This window comes from Nioella sp. (genome assembly GCF_964229645.1).
Lineage (GTDB): Bacteria > Pseudomonadota > Alphaproteobacteria > Rhodobacterales > Rhodobacteraceae > Nioella.
Window position 1 is genome coordinate 1 of record NZ_CAXREX010000228.1, and the last position, 17,083, is coordinate 17,083.

General features: G+C 63.4%; 14 protein-coding genes. 6 read left to right on the forward strand and 8 right to left on the reverse strand.

The features are described from left to right. Positions 1 to 440: 440 nt before the first annotated feature. On the reverse strand, positions 441 to 1,088 hold the full coding sequence (locus ACEQXV_RS15275) for a TetR family transcriptional regulator C-terminal domain-containing protein (RefSeq protein ID WP_370269891.1): 648 nt from the start codon (positions 1,086 to 1,088) through the stop codon (positions 441 to 443). A 148-nt stretch (positions 1,089 to 1,236) separates the two neighbouring features. Here ACEQXV_RS15275 and ACEQXV_RS15280 point away from each other — a divergent pair, with 148 nt between their 5' ends. From ACEQXV_RS15280 to ACEQXV_RS15300, 5 genes are all read left to right on the forward strand, one after another. Beyond that, a complete protein-coding gene (locus ACEQXV_RS15280) occupies positions 1,237 to 2,874 on the forward strand; it encodes a phytoene desaturase family protein (RefSeq protein WP_370269892.1) in 1,638 nt (545 codons plus the stop codon). After that, positions 2,871 to 4,451 carry a phytoene desaturase family protein gene (locus ACEQXV_RS15285; protein ID WP_370252931.1) on the forward strand — a complete coding sequence of 527 codons (1,581 nt, stop codon included), beginning with the start codon at positions 2,871 to 2,873 and terminating at the stop codon, positions 4,449 to 4,451. The genes ACEQXV_RS15280 and ACEQXV_RS15285 overlap by 4 nt, the downstream gene beginning before the upstream one ends. Continuing rightward, on the forward strand, positions 4,448 to 5,641 hold the full coding sequence (locus ACEQXV_RS15290; protein WP_370252929.1) for an aminomethyltransferase family protein: 1,194 nt from the start codon (positions 4,448 to 4,450) through the stop codon (positions 5,639 to 5,641). Before ACEQXV_RS15285 ends, ACEQXV_RS15290 begins: the two co-directional genes overlap by 4 nt. A 22-nt stretch (positions 5,642 to 5,663) precedes the next feature. Continuing rightward, on the forward strand, positions 5,664 to 7,061 hold the full coding sequence (locus tag ACEQXV_RS15295; protein ID WP_370269895.1) for an aminotransferase: 1,398 nt from the start codon (positions 5,664 to 5,666) through the stop codon (positions 7,059 to 7,061). 102 nt (positions 7,062 to 7,163) lie between these two features. Beyond that, positions 7,164 to 8,228: an extracellular solute-binding protein gene (locus tag ACEQXV_RS15300; protein ID WP_370252926.1), complete on the forward strand. Its 1,065-nt coding sequence runs from the start codon at positions 7,164 to 7,166 to the stop codon at positions 8,226 to 8,228. 77 nt (positions 8,229 to 8,305) lie between these two features. Here ACEQXV_RS15300 and ACEQXV_RS15305 read toward each other — a convergent pair whose 3' ends face one another. The 7 genes from ACEQXV_RS15305 to ACEQXV_RS15335 form a co-directional block, all read right to left on the reverse strand. Further along, positions 8,306 to 9,088: a methyltransferase domain-containing protein gene (locus ACEQXV_RS15305; protein ID WP_370269897.1), complete on the reverse strand. Its 783-nt coding sequence runs from the start codon at positions 9,086 to 9,088 to the stop codon at positions 8,306 to 8,308. After that, positions 9,085 to 10,335: an aromatic ring-hydroxylating dioxygenase subunit alpha gene (locus ACEQXV_RS15310; RefSeq protein ID WP_370269898.1), complete on the reverse strand. Its 1,251-nt coding sequence runs from the start codon at positions 10,333 to 10,335 to the stop codon at positions 9,085 to 9,087. Before ACEQXV_RS15310 ends, ACEQXV_RS15305 begins: the two co-directional genes overlap by 4 nt. Positions 10,336 to 10,351: 16 nt before the next feature. Continuing rightward, entirely contained in the window at positions 10,352 to 11,458 is a 1,107-nt protein-coding gene (locus ACEQXV_RS15315) for an ABC transporter ATP-binding protein (RefSeq protein WP_370269900.1), read from the reverse strand. Between the two features lie 2 nt (positions 11,459 to 11,460). After that, on the reverse strand, positions 11,461 to 12,294 hold the full coding sequence (locus ACEQXV_RS15320) for an ABC transporter permease (protein ID WP_370269902.1): 834 nt from the start codon (positions 12,292 to 12,294) through the stop codon (positions 11,461 to 11,463). Beyond that, the gene (locus tag ACEQXV_RS15325) at positions 12,291 to 13,151 is read right to left on the reverse strand and encodes an ABC transporter permease (RefSeq protein ID WP_370269903.1); all 861 of its coding nucleotides are present in this window, start codon (positions 13,149 to 13,151) and stop codon (positions 12,291 to 12,293) included. Before ACEQXV_RS15325 ends, ACEQXV_RS15320 begins: the two co-directional genes overlap by 4 nt. Positions 13,152 to 13,203: 52 nt before the next feature. Continuing rightward, complete coding sequence (locus tag ACEQXV_RS15330) at positions 13,204 to 14,403, reverse strand: SRPBCC family protein (RefSeq protein ID WP_370269905.1); 1,200 nt, start codon at positions 14,401 to 14,403, stop codon at positions 13,204 to 13,206. A gap of 148 nt (positions 14,404 to 14,551) precedes the next feature. Continuing rightward, the gene (locus ACEQXV_RS15335) at positions 14,552 to 15,913 is read right to left on the reverse strand and encodes a glutamine synthetase family protein (protein WP_370269906.1); all 1,362 of its coding nucleotides are present in this window, start codon (positions 15,911 to 15,913) and stop codon (positions 14,552 to 14,554) included. Between the two features lie 934 nt (positions 15,914 to 16,847). Here ACEQXV_RS15335 and ACEQXV_RS15340 point away from each other — a divergent pair. Continuing rightward, positions 16,848 to 17,083: hypothetical protein (locus tag ACEQXV_RS15340; protein ID WP_370269907.1), on the forward strand; the 236-nt coding region annotated here is incomplete at its 3' end.

The following is a 17,083-nucleotide window of genomic DNA, read 5'->3' on the forward strand; positions in this document are numbered from 1 at the left end:
ATCAACCGAACCGCGCTAACCTAAACCAGCGCCGCTCGCCCGATAAATCCCTCATATCCCGCCTCGTAAACAACCAAGGTCACCCTCAATCACCCCGTCCGGCGAAACCAACAAACGCCGCAGCGCCGCCGGTGAAGGGGCGTTTACGGCTGTGCATCGGCGGCTGCAAGTGGTTTTTTCAAAGTTTTTGCAGATGGCTGAAAACGGCTTGTTTTACGGCTCTTGCGGCTCTGCAAGGCGGGCCCGTGCCCAAAGGGGCAGCATGAACGCGACTCGCGGCCTGCGACTCGCATGCTGGCGCAACGGAACGGCGCCATTCGGCCCCTGGTGCCAAGGCTCCTGCTGCGGCGAAACGGGGGCCGAAGGCAACGCAACCGGAAAGGGCTGTTTCCCCCCTGCCCTTACCGCCTTGCTGCCCTGAAGCCGCGAAACCCGGCCTGTCAGCTTTCCGTCCAGCAGGCCTCCAGCCGCTCCGCGTAATCGGGAAGCACCGCGCAGAGGAACCGCAGGGTGGCGTGCTTGGCCCTGTCGGGGTCGAAGCTTTCGGGCAGGAGGTGCTGGTTCTGCCAATAGCCATCGGTCAGGGTGTCGACCCATTCGGCCAGGTCGCGGGCCCGCGCCTCATCGCCCGGCACCAGTTGGGTGAAGATATCGAGCAGCGCCCGCGTACGGCCCGTGCTGAACTGCGCGGTGATCTCGGCATATTGCGGGATGAATTTCTGTTCCCCCCAGAAGGCGAACCACACCGAGAGGGTCGAGGGGTTGCAGACCACGGGGGCGAAATCGGCCGCGATGATGGCCGCCAGCTGGCACACGGGGTCGGGCTCGGCCTCTGCCAGGGCATTCTGCCAATGGGTTGTGTAGGTTTCGTAGAGATCGCGCAGCGCCTCGCTCAGCACGCCGTTCTTGGTCTTGAAATAGAAGACCGCCACACCCTGGGACAGGCCCGCCTCGTCGGCGATGGTGGCCAGGGTCGTCCGGGCAAGCCCGTGGCGGACGACAGAGCGGTAGACGGCGTCGAGAATCTGCCGGCGGCGCTTGTCGGCATTGCCCTTGCGTTCTTTCCTGGCTCTCTGCTCCGCCGCCATTACGGGGTTTCTCGCTCTCAACTTCTGGACATCGCGAGTCTTTTCATAACCGCCCGGGCATGTCAGCAGCAATTTTTTATTTGAGCGCTCAAAAAACTTTACCCGGCGAATGGGCTGGCCTAGGCTAAGCGAGACTCTGGGAGGGCACATGGGCCGACAGGATCGATATGACGCCATCGTTGCGGGGGCCGGGCATAACGGGCTGACGGCGGCCTGCTATCTTGCGCGGGCGGGGTTGAAGGTCCTGGTCGTCGAGAAGAACGACTGGATCGGCGGCGCTGCGGTCAGCCGCTCGCTCTACGAGGGCTGGACCTATTCCAACTGTTCCTATGTCTGCTCACTTCTTCGCCGGGAAATCGTGCGCGACCTGGAGCTGACGAAATACGGGCTCCAGGTGATCCCCTACGAGGGCGGCGCGACCTTCACGCCCGATGGCGACTACTTCGCCTACCATTCCGATCACGCCACCCTGCGCCGCGAGATCGCCCGGCACAATCCCAACGACGTGGATGCCTATGACCGGTTCAGCCAGACAGTGATCCGGCAGTGCCGTTTCATCCGGCCCTTCCTGCTGCGCAATGCCCCCGACCCGACATCGCTGAAGCCCCGCGACATGGGCGAGCTGCTCTTCCTTCTGCGCAAGGCCCATGATCTTGGCGCCCGGGAACTGGGCGAGACCCTGCGGTTCTGGACCATGTCGATCGGGGATTTTCTGGACGAACATTTCGAGTCCGACCTGATCAAGGCGCATCTGGCGGGCTCTGGCATCATCGGAACCGGGCTTGGGGTCTATTCGCCCGGCACAGCTTACGTGCTGCTGCATCACTACATGGGCGATGTCGACGGGGCGATCGGATCCTGGGGCTTTGCGCGCGGCGGCATGGGCGCGATCACGGCCGCACTCGGGGCCAGCCTGCAAGAGTCGGGCGGCACCATCGTCACCGGGGCCGGCATCGACCGCTTCCTGGTCAGGAACGGGCGGGTGACGGGCGTGGCGCTGGACAATGGCGACACCTACGAGGCGCCGATCGTGGCCTCGAACATGGACGTCAAGCGCACCTTCCTGACCCACACGGATGCCGCCGACCTGCCCTCCGACTTCCGGCGCGCTGTCGAGCGCTTCAAGATCAGGGGCTCCAGCGGCAAGCTCAACATCGCGCTGGATGCCCTGCCCGATTTCCCGGCCGCTCCTGACGGGGCCGCCTTCCTGCGCGGCGACCTGCACGCTTCGACATCCCTGCACGAGCTGGAACGCGCCTATGACGACTGGAAGGAAGGCCGCTGGTCGCGTGATCCCTATTTCGACATGCTGATCCCCTCGCAGATCGACCCGACCATGGCGCCGCCGGGCAAGCACATGATGACGGTCTTCGTGCAATATGCGCCCTACGACCTGAACGTGGACGGGGTCCGCAGCGGCGAGAACTGGACCGATGCCGCCCGCGCGGCCTTTGCGGACTGCGTCTTCGACAAGATCGAGCAGGTCTGCCCCGATATCCGCGATCGGGTGCTTCACGCCGAGGTCCGCAGTCCGCTTGATATCGAACGCGAGGTCGGGCTGACCGAGGGCAATATCTTCCAGGGCGAATTGACCTTCGACCAGCTGCTCTTCAACCGCCCGGTGCCCGGCTACGCCAATTACGACAGCCCCATCGAGGGGCTCTACCTCGTGGGGTCTTCGGCCCATCCCGGCGGAGGGGTCATGGCGGCCCCGGGGGCCAATGCCGCACGAGAGATCCTGCGCCGCAACGGGCGGGGCAAACGCCTTCCGGGATACGCGGCATGACGGCGGGCGCGCATATGAATCAGCGGTTCGACGCGGTGGTCATCGGTGCGGGTCACAACGGTCTTGCGGCGGCAACCACGCTTGCCCGCAAAGGCAAATCGGTCTGCGTCGTCGAGCGCTCCCACAGCCTTGGCGGCATGGCTGGCAACGTGGCGCTGAAGGAGGGTGTCGAGGGGCCGGAACTCGCGCATCTGCTTTACAACCTGCATCCCGGTGTGCTGCGCGAACTGGGGCTTTCCCAGGACATCGAGAAATCCAGCGTCGTGCTGCCCTCGGTGTCGCTCAGTCCCGACGGGCGGCATGTGGTGCTGGAGGGCGCGCGCGCGCGCTTTGCCGATGGAACGCCTCACCCCCAGGCCGCGACGGTGGCGGATTTCATGGCGCGCCTTCAGCGCTACGCGGCGCTTCTGGCGCAACTCTCTGCCCATCCGCCGCCTGACCTGCCGGGGGGCATGGCCGGGCTGGCCGAGATGGCGCGGCTTGGCAGGCTCGGGCTCGGGCTCAAGCGCCTTGGCAAGGCGGATATGCGGGAATTCCTGCGCATCCTGCTGTCCAATATCGCCGACGTTCTGCTTGATGAATTCGAGGACGGCCCCTTGCCTGGCCTGCTGGCCGCCGATGCCGTGCGGGGGGCCTTCGCCGGGCCCCGGTCGCCCGGCACCGTCTTTTCGCTGATGTATCGGCTTGGCAACGATGGCGGTCGCGTCCGGCTGCCCCTGGGCGGCATGGGGGCGCTGGCCGCTAGGATGGCCGAAGCGGCGACCGCCGCGGGCTGCACGATCAGCACCGGCGATGGGGTCGCGCGCGTTCTGCTGGAAAATGACAAGGTCAGCGGGGTCCAGTTGCAGTCCGGCGCGCAGATTGCCTGCCGCGCTGTCCTGTCCAGCGCGGGGCCGATGCAGACCATGGCCATGGCCGGAGCGCAGCATTTCGATGTCGAGGCGGTGCGCCGCCTGCGCAACCTGCGCTGCAAGGGCAGCGCGGCCAAGCTGAACCTCGTGCTCAGGCAAGCCCCGGAGTTTCCCGGACTGGATCATGCCCTGCGGCGCGCGCGCCTGGTGATCGCGCCGTCGGTCGCCGAGGTGGAACGCAGCTTCAACCCGGCCAAATACGATGAACTGCCCGCAAACCCCTCGGTCGAGTTTGTCCTGCCCACCCTGTCCGATCCGGGCCTGGGCCAGAACGGCGAACAGGTGCTCTCGGCCATCGTGACCCATGTGCCCTACGCGCCCAAAGGTGGCTGGAGCGAGGCTGCCCGGCAGGAGCTGACGGACCGCGTTGTCGGGGCGATCGAAGCCCATTCGCCCGGTCTTTCCGGCCTGATCGAGCACGCCACGCTGCTGACCCCGGAAGATATCGAGCGGCGCACCGGCGCAGCGGGCGGACATTGGCATCACGCCGAGATGGGGTTCGACCAGATCCTCACCCTGCGCCCGGCAAACGGGCTGGCGGGGTATCGTTTCGCGATTGCCGGTCTCTACCTGTGCGGGGCTGCGGCCCATCCGGGCGGCGACGTCACCGGCGCACCGGGGCGCAACGCGGCGCTGCGCGCCCTTGGCGACGGAGTGATGGCATGACCAGGACCCGCACACCCGTCTCGGTTCCAAACCGCCTGTTGCCCACGCCGGTTCATGCCCGCCTGAACGATCAGAGCCGGGTTCAGGCCTGGATCAACTGGGCGGGATACCTGTCGCCCTCGGTCCTGGACACGATGGAATTCGAGTATTTCGCGATCCGCAACCAGGCGACGCTCTTCGACATCTCGCCCATGCACAAGTATCGCGTCCAGGGCCCCGATGCGCTGCGCATGATCAACCGCCTTGTCACCCGCAACATCGCCAAGATCGGCAATGGCCGCGTGGCCTATGTCATGTGGTGCGACGAGGAAGGCATGGTGATAGATGACGGCACCCTGTTCCGCTACTCGGACACCGAATTCCGCCTCTGCTGCCAGGAGCCGATGTTCGGCTGGCTGAGGGATGCCGCTTGGGGGTTCGACGTGTCCGTGATCGACGAGTCCGAGACCGTGGCGGCACTTTCCCTGCAAGGGCCCACGTCCTTTTCCGTGCTCTGCCGCGCCGGGCTGGAGGCCGCGTCTGAGCTCAGACCGTTCGACTGGCGCGAGATCGAGCCCGGGCTTTGGATCTCGCGCACGGGCTTTACCGGCGATCTGGGCTACGAACTCTGGGTCGACTGGGACAAGGGGCTGGCGCTTTGGGATCGGCTCTGGTCCGCAGGCGCCATGCACGGGCTGCGCGCGATCGGCTACGAGGCGCTGAACCTCGCCCGGATCGAGGCCGGTTTCATTGCCGCCCGGGTGGATTTCCAGCCCGTTCATACCGCGATGCGGCTTGGGCGCGGGCGAACCCCGCTTGAACTGAGCTTCGGCTGGATGGTCGATTTCGAAAAGGGCCATTTCAATGGACGGCGGGCGCTGCTCGACCAGCGCGAAAAGGGCCTGCGCTACCATCTCGTGAAGCTCGATATCGGCGGGTTCAAACCTGCCGACGGCGCGCTGATCTACCATCGCAAGAAAACGGAGGTCGGCCACGTGACATCTGGCGCCTGGTCGCCGACGACCAAGCGCAACATTGCCCTGGCCGAACTGAAGGCCCCGTTCGGGGGCCGCCGCCGAGACGATCTCTGGGCGGAAATCTACGTCAACGAGGAAGGCAGGTGGGACCGGCGCATGGTGCCGGTAACCGTCGAAACCCGCCCCTTCTTCCAGAACCCCCGCGCGCGCGCCACACCGCCGGGGCCGTTCTGATCACTGAGGAAAAGGTAGCACTATGGCTCTTACCCCCGTCGCCGACATGGACAATGGCCCCGATGTCGAAACCTTGCAGGAATGGGACCGGCGGCATCAGCTCCATCCCTGGGCTGCGGTCGATGACTGGCAGGGCTACGACAACATGCTGGTCGACTCTGCCTCGGGAATCTACCTGTGGGATGGCACCGGAAAGCGCTTCATCGACGGCCCCGGCGGGATGTGGTGCGTCCAGATCGGCTATGGCCGCGAGGAAATGGCCGACGCGATCGCCGCGCAGGTGCGCAAGCTGCCTTACACCTCGCCCTTCAGCAACACGACGGAACCCTCGGCGATCCTGGCCAAGCAGCTGGCGGATATGGCGCCGGGCGATCTGAACAACGTGTTCTTCACCACGGGCGGCTCGACAGCGGTCGACACCGCCCTGCGCACCATGCATTTCATGAACAACCGCATGGGGCGGCCGGACAAGAAGATCGTCCTGGCCCGGGAAAAGGGCTATCACGGCTCTACCTACCTGGCCCACAGCGTGACCGGCAAGGAGCGCACCAAGAACCGCTTCGACGTTGAAAGCCGGCTGGTCCACTTCCTGCCCGACGTCAATCCCTACCGCCGCCCCGATGGCATGAGCGTCGAGGCCTGGTGCGATGCCAAGGTGGCCGATCTGGAGAATGCGATTGGCGAGGTCGGGGCCGAGAACATCGGCGCCTTCATAGCGGAGCCGATCCTGAGTTCGGGCGGCGTCATCGTGCCCCCGCCGGGCTATCACAAGCGCACCTTCGACATCTGCCGGGCGCATGACATCCTCTATATCTCCGACGAGGTGGTGACCGGGTTCGGGCGCCTTGGCCACTGGTTCTGCTCCGAGGAGGTGTTCGGCATCCAGCCCGACATGATCACCTGCGCCAAGGGGCTGACCTCGGGCTACCTGCCGCTTGGGGCCTGCATCATCTCGGACCGGGTGATGGAGCGCATCAGCGGCCCGGATGAGCCGGTGACTTACACGAACGGCTACACCTACTCGGCCCACCCCGTCAGCTGCGTCGCCGCCCTGACCAATATCGAGATCATGCGGCGCGAGCACATCCTTGAGCACGTGCGCGAGGTGTCTCCGCATTTCCAGGAACGGCTACGGGCGCTCACGCGCTTCGATTTCATCGGGGATGCGCGCGGCATGGGTCTGCTTGGCTGCATCGAGGGCAAGGCCGCCAGCCTGGCCGGGGACATGCAGCTTGGCGCCATGATCGACGCCGCCTGCGAGGAACGCGGGCTTCTTGTGCGGCCGCTGATCAACATGGCGGTCTTCTCGCCGCCGCTCATCATCACCCGCGCGCAGATCGACGAGATGTTCGATATTCTCGAAGCCGCGCTCGAAGCTGTCGGGCGCAAGCTGGCAAAGAACCCCGAGGCCATCGCCTGACGGCCCGTCCCATATACCCACCCGGCGGGCGGCGGCAGGCTGCCCGGCCCGGACCGAAGAGGAAAGACAAGACGACCTGACAACAACCAACGGGAGGAACTCATGTTCAAGATCAAGACCGGGGCCAGTGTAGCCGCCATCGCTCTGATGGCATCGCTCTGGCCAGCCCATGCCGAGGACCCGAATCTCATCGTTCTCGACTGGGCAGGATACGAAGACCCCAACTTCTTCGCTGCCTATATCGAGGAACACGGCGACAGCCCGACCTTCACCTATTTCGGCGACGAGGAAGAAGCCTTCCAGAAGCTGCGCACGGGTTTCGCCGCCGACGCGGTGCACCCCTGTTCCCAGTCGGTTCCGAAATGGATCGAGGCCGGCCTGATCGCGCCGCTGGACACATCCCGGATCACCCGTTGGGACGAGATCGAAACCTCTTTCCGCGACATCCCCGCCTTCATCCACGAAGGGCAGTATTACTTCGTGCCGATGGATTGGGGCAACACCGCCCTGACCTATAACACGGAACTGCTGAGCGAAGAGGACGTGGCCTCGCTCCAGGCCTTTGCGGACCCGGCCCATGCCGGTCGCGTGTCGCTGCCTGACAACGTGGACGATGCCTATGCGCTCGGCTTCCTGGCCGTTGGTGTCAGGGACTGGGCCAGCGCCACGGACGAGGAGTTCGAAGCAGCTTCCGCCTTCCTGCGCCAGGTGCACCAGAACGTGCGGTCCTATTGGTCCGATGGCGCTTCGCTGGCGCAGCTGATGCAAAGCGGCGAGGTCTACCTGGCATGGGCGTGGAACGAGACTTTCTCGACCATGAGCTATGAAGGCTACCCGATCGCGATGCGCCGCGACACGGTGGAAGGCGCGTCCAGCTGGGTTTGCGGCTATGCGCGCGTGGCCCATGCAACGGGCGACGAGGACCGGTTCTATGACTTCATCAATGCGTGGCTGGAGCCCGAAACCGCCGAATACATTGTCAACAACTGGGGCTACGGGCATTCGAACGCCGTGGCCATGGCCGAAATGAGCGAAGAAGACCTTGCCGCCGTTGGGCTTGAAACCAGCGAGAACCTGCGTGCAGGCACGCTGTGGCAGGGGCCGGTCCCGGCCGAGCTGCGCGAGCGCATGATTGCCGAGTTCGAGTTGATCAAGGCCGGCTTCTGATCGGTCCAGCACCGATCCTGCGAAACAGGAACACCCCGCCGATCCGGCGGGGTGTTTTCATGCGGTAAGAGCGGATATCAGGCGGGCTTCTGGCCCCGCAGGTGATGGGGGCAATGCTCGCCCGTGCGCAGCACCTCGATCATGGCTGTCCATGTCTCGATCTGCCCGGAAATGAAGTCGGCCCCGTGGGCGTCCGACAACCTCTCGCGCTCCGGCCCTGACAGCAGCGCCAGTTCGTCGGCGGCCACGTCGCGATACCACGGATTGCGGTTCAGCAGCCCCACATTGCCAAAGCCCGCCGCCTCCAGCGCCTGCCTGTAGCGGGCGGGCGAGGCCATGGCGAAATCGAGGTCCTCTGCCTTGAGATAGGCCGCCATTTCCGGGGAGGGTGCCCCGTCATGCGAGATCAGCCAGTCAGACGCCGCGAACCAGCCGCCGGGGGCCAGCACGCGGAACACGTCGCGGGCCAGGGCTTCCTTGTCGGGGATGTGCAGGATCGAGTCCTTGGAATAGACGATATCGAAGCTGTCGGGCGCAAAGGGCAGCGGTCCCGGCTCGACCAGCCTGATGTCGATCGCGGTCTCCAGCCCTGCCCCGTCGACACGGGCCTGCGCGGCGGCGCAGACCTGGTCTTCGACATCGATCCCGGTCACCGAGGCCGCTCCCATGTCGCGCACGAGCATCACGGCGATCGCGCCGGAGCCACAGCCGATATCGAGCACACGCCTGCCACTCACGTCGATCCCGTCCAGCACCCGGGCCGCTTCCTCGGCCCCACCGGGCGACAGGAAGCCCTCGCCCCAGATGTCCTCCAGGAAGGCAATGTGCTGGTTGTCATAGAGCAGGTCGCTGTCGCTCATGGCCGTGTCTCCGCGTCGAGCCCCGCGCTCAGGCGCGCGGCATAAAGATCGAGGAAGCGCCTTGTATAGGCCTCCATCCCGGCCAGTTGGCCCGGTTCGTAATAGCGTGACCGCACGCCTTCCTGGTTCTTCTCGATAATCAGCTTGTCGGCGATGGTCGTCACGTCCCACAGCCAGGTCAGCTCGGCCTTGTCGTAGTCCTGTCCCTCGACCGCGTCTTCCCGCACCAGCCAGATGATCTCCTGGATCGAGTTGTCCTTGTCGACGGGGATGAAGCGGTAGATCACCGCGTGATCGCAATAGACCAGCATCGGGTTGAAGATGCCGACATAGAGATCGCAGGCTCCGCCGTCATAGCCCTTCAATTCCCCCAGGAGCGGCGCGACGGGCTGGCCCGACTGGCTGCCGGTCAGGTAGCCGTCATAGAGCGAATGCCTGCTGAAGGTGAAATCGACCGAGCCGGGCGGGCAGAGATCCCCGACCCTGTCCACCGTGTCCGTTGGAATCCCCAGGTCGTTCGCGCGGGGCAGCATCGCCTCGTTGAAGGGTTTCACGCGCTCGGCATCCATGTGGGTGGGATGGGTGCGGGCAAATTCCGGATGCGCGGGGGCGCAGTGGTAGCATTCGTTGTAATTCTCGACGAGCAGCTTCCAGTTTGCCGCAACCGGGTAGCTTTCTCGACGCGCGATGCGGGTTCTGTCCAGCCCGAACGGTGCCATCAGCGCGTCTAGCTCGCGTCGCAGCATCTCGAAGCTGCTCGGCTCGGAGGCGAAGGACACGAAGATCATCCCGGCGAAGATTTCCACCGGCACGGGTTTCAGCCCGTTCGCTGACTTGTCGAAATCGGCCCCCATCATCCGCGCGGAAAAGAGGCTGCCATCCAGGTTGTAGGTCCAGGCGTGGTAGGGGCAGCTGAAGCGCCGGGCCTTGCCGCCCTGTTCCAGGCAGACCCGAGACCCGCGATGCCGGCAGACATTGGCAAGGGCATGCACCCTGCCCGCCTCGTCGCGGCACAGGATGACGGATTCCTCCAGCAGTTCGAACAGGATGTAATCGCCCGGCTCGGGGATGTCGGTGACATGCCCGGCGAAATGCCATTCCGGCATGAACACGTCGCGCATGTCGCGGGCAAACATCTCGTCCGACAGGTAGAAAGCCTGTTCAAGGGCATGATCAGGGCGCCGTTGCGCCAGCATCCCGGCCACGTCGGGGATGGGGGGCAAAGCGGATTTGACGGGCTTGGTCATCGGGTGTCTCTCCCTCTCATTCGAACAGGATGACGGAATCCGTCCCCCAGCCGACGGCCATCCTGCTGCCCGCGGGCGCGATGTGCCGCCCCGCGGTGTTGCGCATCGAGATGGTGACGGGCGTGTCCACGCCCTCCAGCCTGACCCCGTAATAGGTCATGTCGCCGTAATAGGAGGACGAGACCACCTCGCCCTGGCTGCGCCTTTCGGAATGGTCGTCGCCGTCGAAGAGCAGCGTGAACATCTCGGGGCGCACCCCAACGGTGGTGATATCGGCGTCGGCAAGGTGCTCCGGCACGTTTTCCAGCGGGATATCGCAGGCCCCGAGGGCGGCGATATCGAGCGACAGATGGGTGGCCGTGCGGCCCGTGACCTTGGCGTCAAGGAAGTTCATGACGCCGATGAACGAGGCCACCCGCCGGCTCGTCGGCCTGCGATACAGCTCCTGCGGGCTGGCCATCTGCGCGATCTCGCCATCGAACATGACCGCGATGCGGTCGGACATGATCATCGCCTCTTCCTGGTCATGGGTGATCAGGACGAAGGTGATGCCGATGGATTGCTGCAACTCGCGCAGCTCGACCTGCATCTGTTCGCGCAGCTTCTTGTCGAGCGCCGACAGCGGCTCGTCGAGCAGGATCACCTTGGGACGCAGCACCAGCGCGCGCGCCAGTGCCACCCGCTGCCTCTGGCCGCCCGACAGCTCATGCGCCGCCCGCGCGCCGTAGCCTGCGAGATCGACCATCGCCAGGGCCTTGTCCACCTCTGTCTTGATCTGGTCCCTGGCCATCTTGCGGGCCTTCAGCCCGTAGCCGACATTGTCGAAGACGCTCAGGTGCGGAAAGATCGCGTAGTTCTGAAACACCATGTTGGTTGGGCGGCGGTTCGCGGGAATGCCGTCCATGGGTTTGCCGCCGATCTCGATCGTGCCCGATGTCGGGTCATCGAAGCCCGAGATCAGCCGCAGAAGCGTGGTCTTGCCACAGCCCGATGGCCCGAGGATCGAGAAGAACTCTCCCTCGTTCACGCTGGCGTCAATCCCGCGCAGGGCCTCGACCGCACCGAAGGATTTGCGCACGCCCCTGAGGGTGATGATCGGTTTCTTGGACACGGCATCCGTCATGGTCAGATCAGCCCTCCGGCAGAAGTATCGTCCAGCCCGCGCTTCCTGGCCGAGCGTCGCCGCACCCATTCCCCGAGAACCAGCATCAGGATCGACAGGGTCAGCAGGATCGTGCCCAGAGCCATGATCGAGGGAAGCTTGGCGGGGAAGCGCAACTGGCTCCAGATATAGACGGGCAAGGTGACGTCCGTGCCGGTCAGGAAGAAGGCGATGATGAATTCGTCGAGCGAGATCGTGAAGCAGATCAGCAGGCTCGAAATCATGCCGGGCAGGACCAGCGGCAGGATCACCCGGCGGAACGTGCCCCAACGGCTTTCACCCAGGTCGTAGGAGGCTTCCTCGAGGCTGCGGTCGAGACCGCTATAGGCCGAGTTGAGAATGGCGATGGAAAAGGGCACGCAGATCAGGACGTGACCGCCCACGACCGTCCACAGCGACAGCGACATTCCAAGCTGCATGAGCATCACGAGAAGCGACACCGCCACGATGATTTCCGGCAACACCAGCGGCAGCATGATGAAGCCCACGATGCCGCCCTTCACCGGGAAGCGGTAGCGCGCTATGGCCCGTGCCGCGCAGGCGCCAAGGACAGTGCTGAGCACGGCGGTCGTGAAACTGACGAAAAGACTGTTGCGCACCGCGTCATGCAGCGCCTCGGTTTCCCACAGTACCGTGAACCAGTCGGTCGTGAACCCCGCCAGCGGAAAGGCGATCACGGTCGCGTCGTTGAAGGCGAACATGGGCAGCAGCACGACGGGGGCGTAGAGGAAAAGGATGAAGGCCACCGCGTACACGGTCAGCCAGTTTGCGGACATGGCGCGCAGCATCCTGGTCATTCCACGCGCCCTCCGAACTTGCGGCCGGCCAGGTAGATGCCCACGGCAATCAGGCTGACCACGACCATCGAGATGATCGCCAGCGTCGCCCCAAGCGGCGCGTTGTTGGCCCGTCCGATCTGGACCTGGATCATGTTGGCGATCATCAGACCGTCCGTGCCGCCGACCAGCTTGGGCGTGATGAAGTCGCCCACGGTCGGGATCAGGACGATGATGGTGGCGGCCATCACGCCGGGCATGGCCAGGGGCAGCGTCACGCGGAAGAAGCGGCGCACCGGGCCATCGCCGAGATCCTCGGCGGCCTCCAGCAGGGATCGGTCGATCTTCTCCATCGCGACGAAAATCGGCAGGATCGCGAAAGGCGCCCAGGCATGGGCCAGCGTGATCACCACCGCATTGGCATTGTAGAGGATGAAGGTCAGTGGCTCGTCGATGATCCCCACGCCCTGAAGGGCCGAGTTCAGAACCCCGTTATAGCCAAGGATCACCTTCCACAGGAACACGCGCAAAAGGTAGCTGGTCCAGAACGGTATGGTGATGAGGAAGAGCCAGAGGGTCTTTCGGCGCTTGACCTTGAAGGACAGGAAATAGGCCATTGGAAAGGCCAGGATGACGGTGGTCACGGTGACGACCAGAGAGATTACGATCGAGCGCAGCAAAAGCACGCGATAGATCGGCTGGCTGAACGCCTCGCGGTAGTTGTCCAGCGTCAGGGTGGTGTCGATGTCGAGGTAGTCCTGCGTCCAGAAGCTGAAGGTCACGACCATGGCAAGCGGCGCGGCCAGCATGATGAGCGCATAGAACAGCGGCGGACCGATCAGGGTCAGCCCTTGCCTGGCCTCGGCCCCCCGGCTCAATGCACGCCTCGGCGGGTGTCAGGAACGGAACGGATCGGCCCGGGCTTCATCATCACTTTCCTTCACCACTCAGGTCGGCATTGCGCTGGCGCAGGGTGCCCGGCTCCGGTTCGTCTTCGTCCAGCACGGGGAACAGACGCCGCAGCTCGTCATGGTAGCTGCGCACCCCGTTCTCCAAGTCAGACAGGATCACGCCATCAAACCCACTGGAAAAGGCGGCCTCCCAGCACCATTCGATCAGCTGTTCGTCTTCCTTGGTGGTGATCCGGTCGATCCGACCGCTGAGATAGCGGGCAACCCGCAGCTGCCGGTCCTCCTCGGGACGCTTGTAACAGGCACCGCGCTGGATGGTCTTTCCGTTCTCTACCGGGAATTCGTGGTAGTAGATCACCGAGTCCGGGTAGAGGCCGAAGACGAGGTTCGGAAACACCCCGATATAGAGCCAGGCCCGCTTGTGCTGTTCATCGAGCGCCGCCATGTCGGGCAGGAGCTTCTTGTAATTGCGCACGCTCCACAGCCGGCTCTCGCCCTCGCGGAAGGTCGAATAGGACCGGCTGGTGCCGCTGTCGAAGGGCTCGTCGTAGTAGTTGCTGCCGAACAGGTCATGCAGGCCGGGATGGGCCATCGGAACGTGGTAGCCTTCGTTGTCGACATCGCGCACGCATTTCCAGTTCGCCTTGACGTCCTCGGTCCAGATCCCGTTTCCGTCGGGCTGAAGCGCGGCGAGGTCATATTGCGCCACTTCGTGCTCGAACTTCGCCAGAACTTGCGACAGGGGCGGCTGCGGTCCCGGCTTGAACCGCACGAAGACGAAACCGTGCCAGATATCCATCTCGACCGGCTTCAATCCCCATTTCACCGGATCGAGATCCGGCAGGGTCGCGGGCATGGCCGCGCCGCGCAGAGTGCCGTCGAGATTGTAGGCCCAGCCATGGAACGGGCAGATGATCGCCGAGCGGCAATGCCCCTTGTCATCGGCCACGACCCGCGACCCCCGGTGTCGGCAGAGGTTGTGAAAGGCCCGCACCGCCCCGTCCTGGCCACGCACGACCAGAGCCCGCTCGCCCACCATGTCCATGGCGATGTAATCGCCCGGTTCGGGAATGTCGTTTACATGGCAGATCAGTTGCCAGTGGCGGCGAAAGAGATGCTCTTTCTCCTCTTCCAGCATTTCCTTGCTGAAGTAGCTCCAGGCCGGCAGCCCGCTGCGGTCCCAGTCGTTGCCACTTACCTCGGTGCTGCCATCTGCCATGGTGCCAGGTCCTCCGGATGCTGAGGAAACCGTAGCAATAAATATTTGAGCGCTCAATCAATTTTCCACGCCAGCCGCAGGGCAATGGCCAGCGCGCCCCGGAAAGGGGCGCACGGCTATGCCCGGCCCGCGCCGCCCCTGCCGGGGTTCAGAGATACCAGCGGTATTCCCGGGCCGAGATTTCTTCCATGAACTCGGTGAATTCCGCCTCTTTCACGGCGTGATACATCTCGATGTAATCCGCCCCGAGATAGTCCGGCAGGATCGTCGCCGTCCTGAAGGCCTCCAATGCGGCCCACATGGTCAGCGGCAGGGTCCCGTCCACCTCGGCCCCGGCATTTCCTGAATGCTTTTCGCCCGGGTCGCCCCCTTGTGTCAGCCCGTGATGCACCCCGGCCAGCACGGCGGCCGTCACAAGGTAAGGGTTGGCCTCGGCCCCGGCCACCCGATGCTCCAGCCGGCGCGCCGCGCCGTCGGTCACGGGGGGCAGGCGAAAGGCGACTGAGCGGTTGTTTTCCCCCCAATCGCGGGTCACCGGCGTGAACTCGTCGGGACGGAAGCGGCGATAGACGTTGAGATTGGGCGCGAAGATCGCCATGGCCTCGTGCAGGGTGGCCTGGAGGCCGGACACCGCCTGCCCGAGCAAGGATTCGCCCGCCTCGCTTGCCGGGTCGAAGACGTTGTTTCCCTCGGCATCCACAAGGCTGAGATGGATGTGCAGGCCATTGCCGGACAGGCCCGGGAAGGGTTTCGACATGAAGGTGGCGTCATAGCCCTGCTGGCGCACCGTCGCCTGCACAAGGCGGCGCAGCAGGGCCGCCTGGTCTGCCGCGCGCAAAGGGTCGGACTGGTGTTCGAGATTCACTTCGAACTGGCCGGGGCCATATTCGCTGATCACCGTGCTGGCGGGGATGTTCTGGGCCTTGCACGCGGCCTGGATCGCGCTGATCACGGGCTCATACTCATCGAGCTTGGCCAGCGACAAGACCTGGCCCTGGCGTTCCCGGCGCCCCGTGAGGGGCGAGGCGCAGGCGATCGGTTCGCCGCCTGCCCCGCGTTCGATATCTGTCAGATAGAACTCCAGCTCCAACGCCAGAACGGGCCGCAGGCCGGTGCCGGCAAAGCGATCCACCACCTTCTTGAGAACCTGCCGCGGCTCGTACCAAAACGGGGCGAGGTCCGTGGACCGCGTCATCTCGCACAGAACCTGCGCGTGCCTGCCGCCCGACCAGGGCACGATGGACAAGCTGCCCGCCAGGGGGCGCGCCATGCCGTCCGGATCGCCATCGGAAAAGCCATGCCCCATCGGGTCCGCCGTATTGCCCCGCACATCGACAAGCTGCATTGCCCCGCAGACCGGCGTGCCGCCGCCAACCATCTTGGCGGCATGGCCGACCGGCAGGCGTTTGCCGATGGCATTCCCGCACAGGTCGATCACGACCGCGTCGATATACTCGACCGTGGGATGGTCCGACAGGAAGTCCGAGAGTTCGCGCGCGTCGAGATACATGTGCTGCCCTTTTCATGCTGAGCTTGGGAGGCGGGCCAAAGACAAGCGCCCTGAGACTACGGGGATGGAGGTGAATTGGTAGCGCGAGAGACCTCACCGGTCCAGCACCCGTTCAGGTGACGCTGCGGACCGTGCCGCGATGTCGGGAAGGTTATCCGGGGAAGGAGGAATGGTGAGGGTGAAGGGACTCGACGCCCCACGCCTTGCGGCGCCAGAACCTCAATCTAGATTAAAGTATTAAATTTCAGAAAGTTAGGTTATATTTTTTCCACTAAAATACCCAGAACATACCGTGAAAGTGGAAAATATTCACACTGACCTCCAAGCACTTGGCGTGCTCGACTTTGCGGTGGTCTTGGCACTGCCGTGACGAGTGTGTCCCATAGTGCTTTATTCAACTACTGAACGGTTAAATCTTCTACGGCTTACGAGGGACCCAAATCTTGATCGAGCAATGGTGAGTTTTCTACAACACCGTCAGGCGAGTTCATTGGGCAATCGCCCGTCATAACCTGAAGCCATCTTACCAATGGATCACAGGCCAAGTATTCACTAAATTGCAGCTTGGAACGGTCCAATGAGGCGGCTCATCTCGGCCGGCCAGCAAATAAACCCGCCGTGCGTTTTAACTATTTTCAATGGGTTTTAACTTTTGCTTACCAACAAATGTCTTCCGCTTCCTAAACACAACGTTGCACCAGATCAGAGGGTGCATTCCATCTAGGTCCTACGAACGCAGCTTGGCTCGACCATGGTCCTCCCATGCCAACATCCAAAAAATAAAAATGCCTGCCTAAACCTTTAATGCTTGCATTTTGAAAAAATCTAGTTTGATGATGGCATCAAAATCAATAGGGGAGCGGCGAAAAAATTTCGCCGCTGAAGATGATAAGTAGCGCAAGTTAAAACTTAAGTTTGCGCGAGGGAGAATAAGATGGCAAACACAAAAAGTCAGAAAAATGGATTCGTTAATGATCTGAAGTTTTATTTTCTCCTTTCAAGGAAAGCCAGCCAAGTAGAGTATTGGGTCGTGACATTTTTCTTTGTATTTATCTCCCCTTCAATCTACTTAATTGCTTTGAAATTTGCGGAAATGGCAAGTTTTATCTTAATTCTCAATGGATATGGACCAGAACTAACTCTTTATATTGCCTCTTACAGCATCTTCAC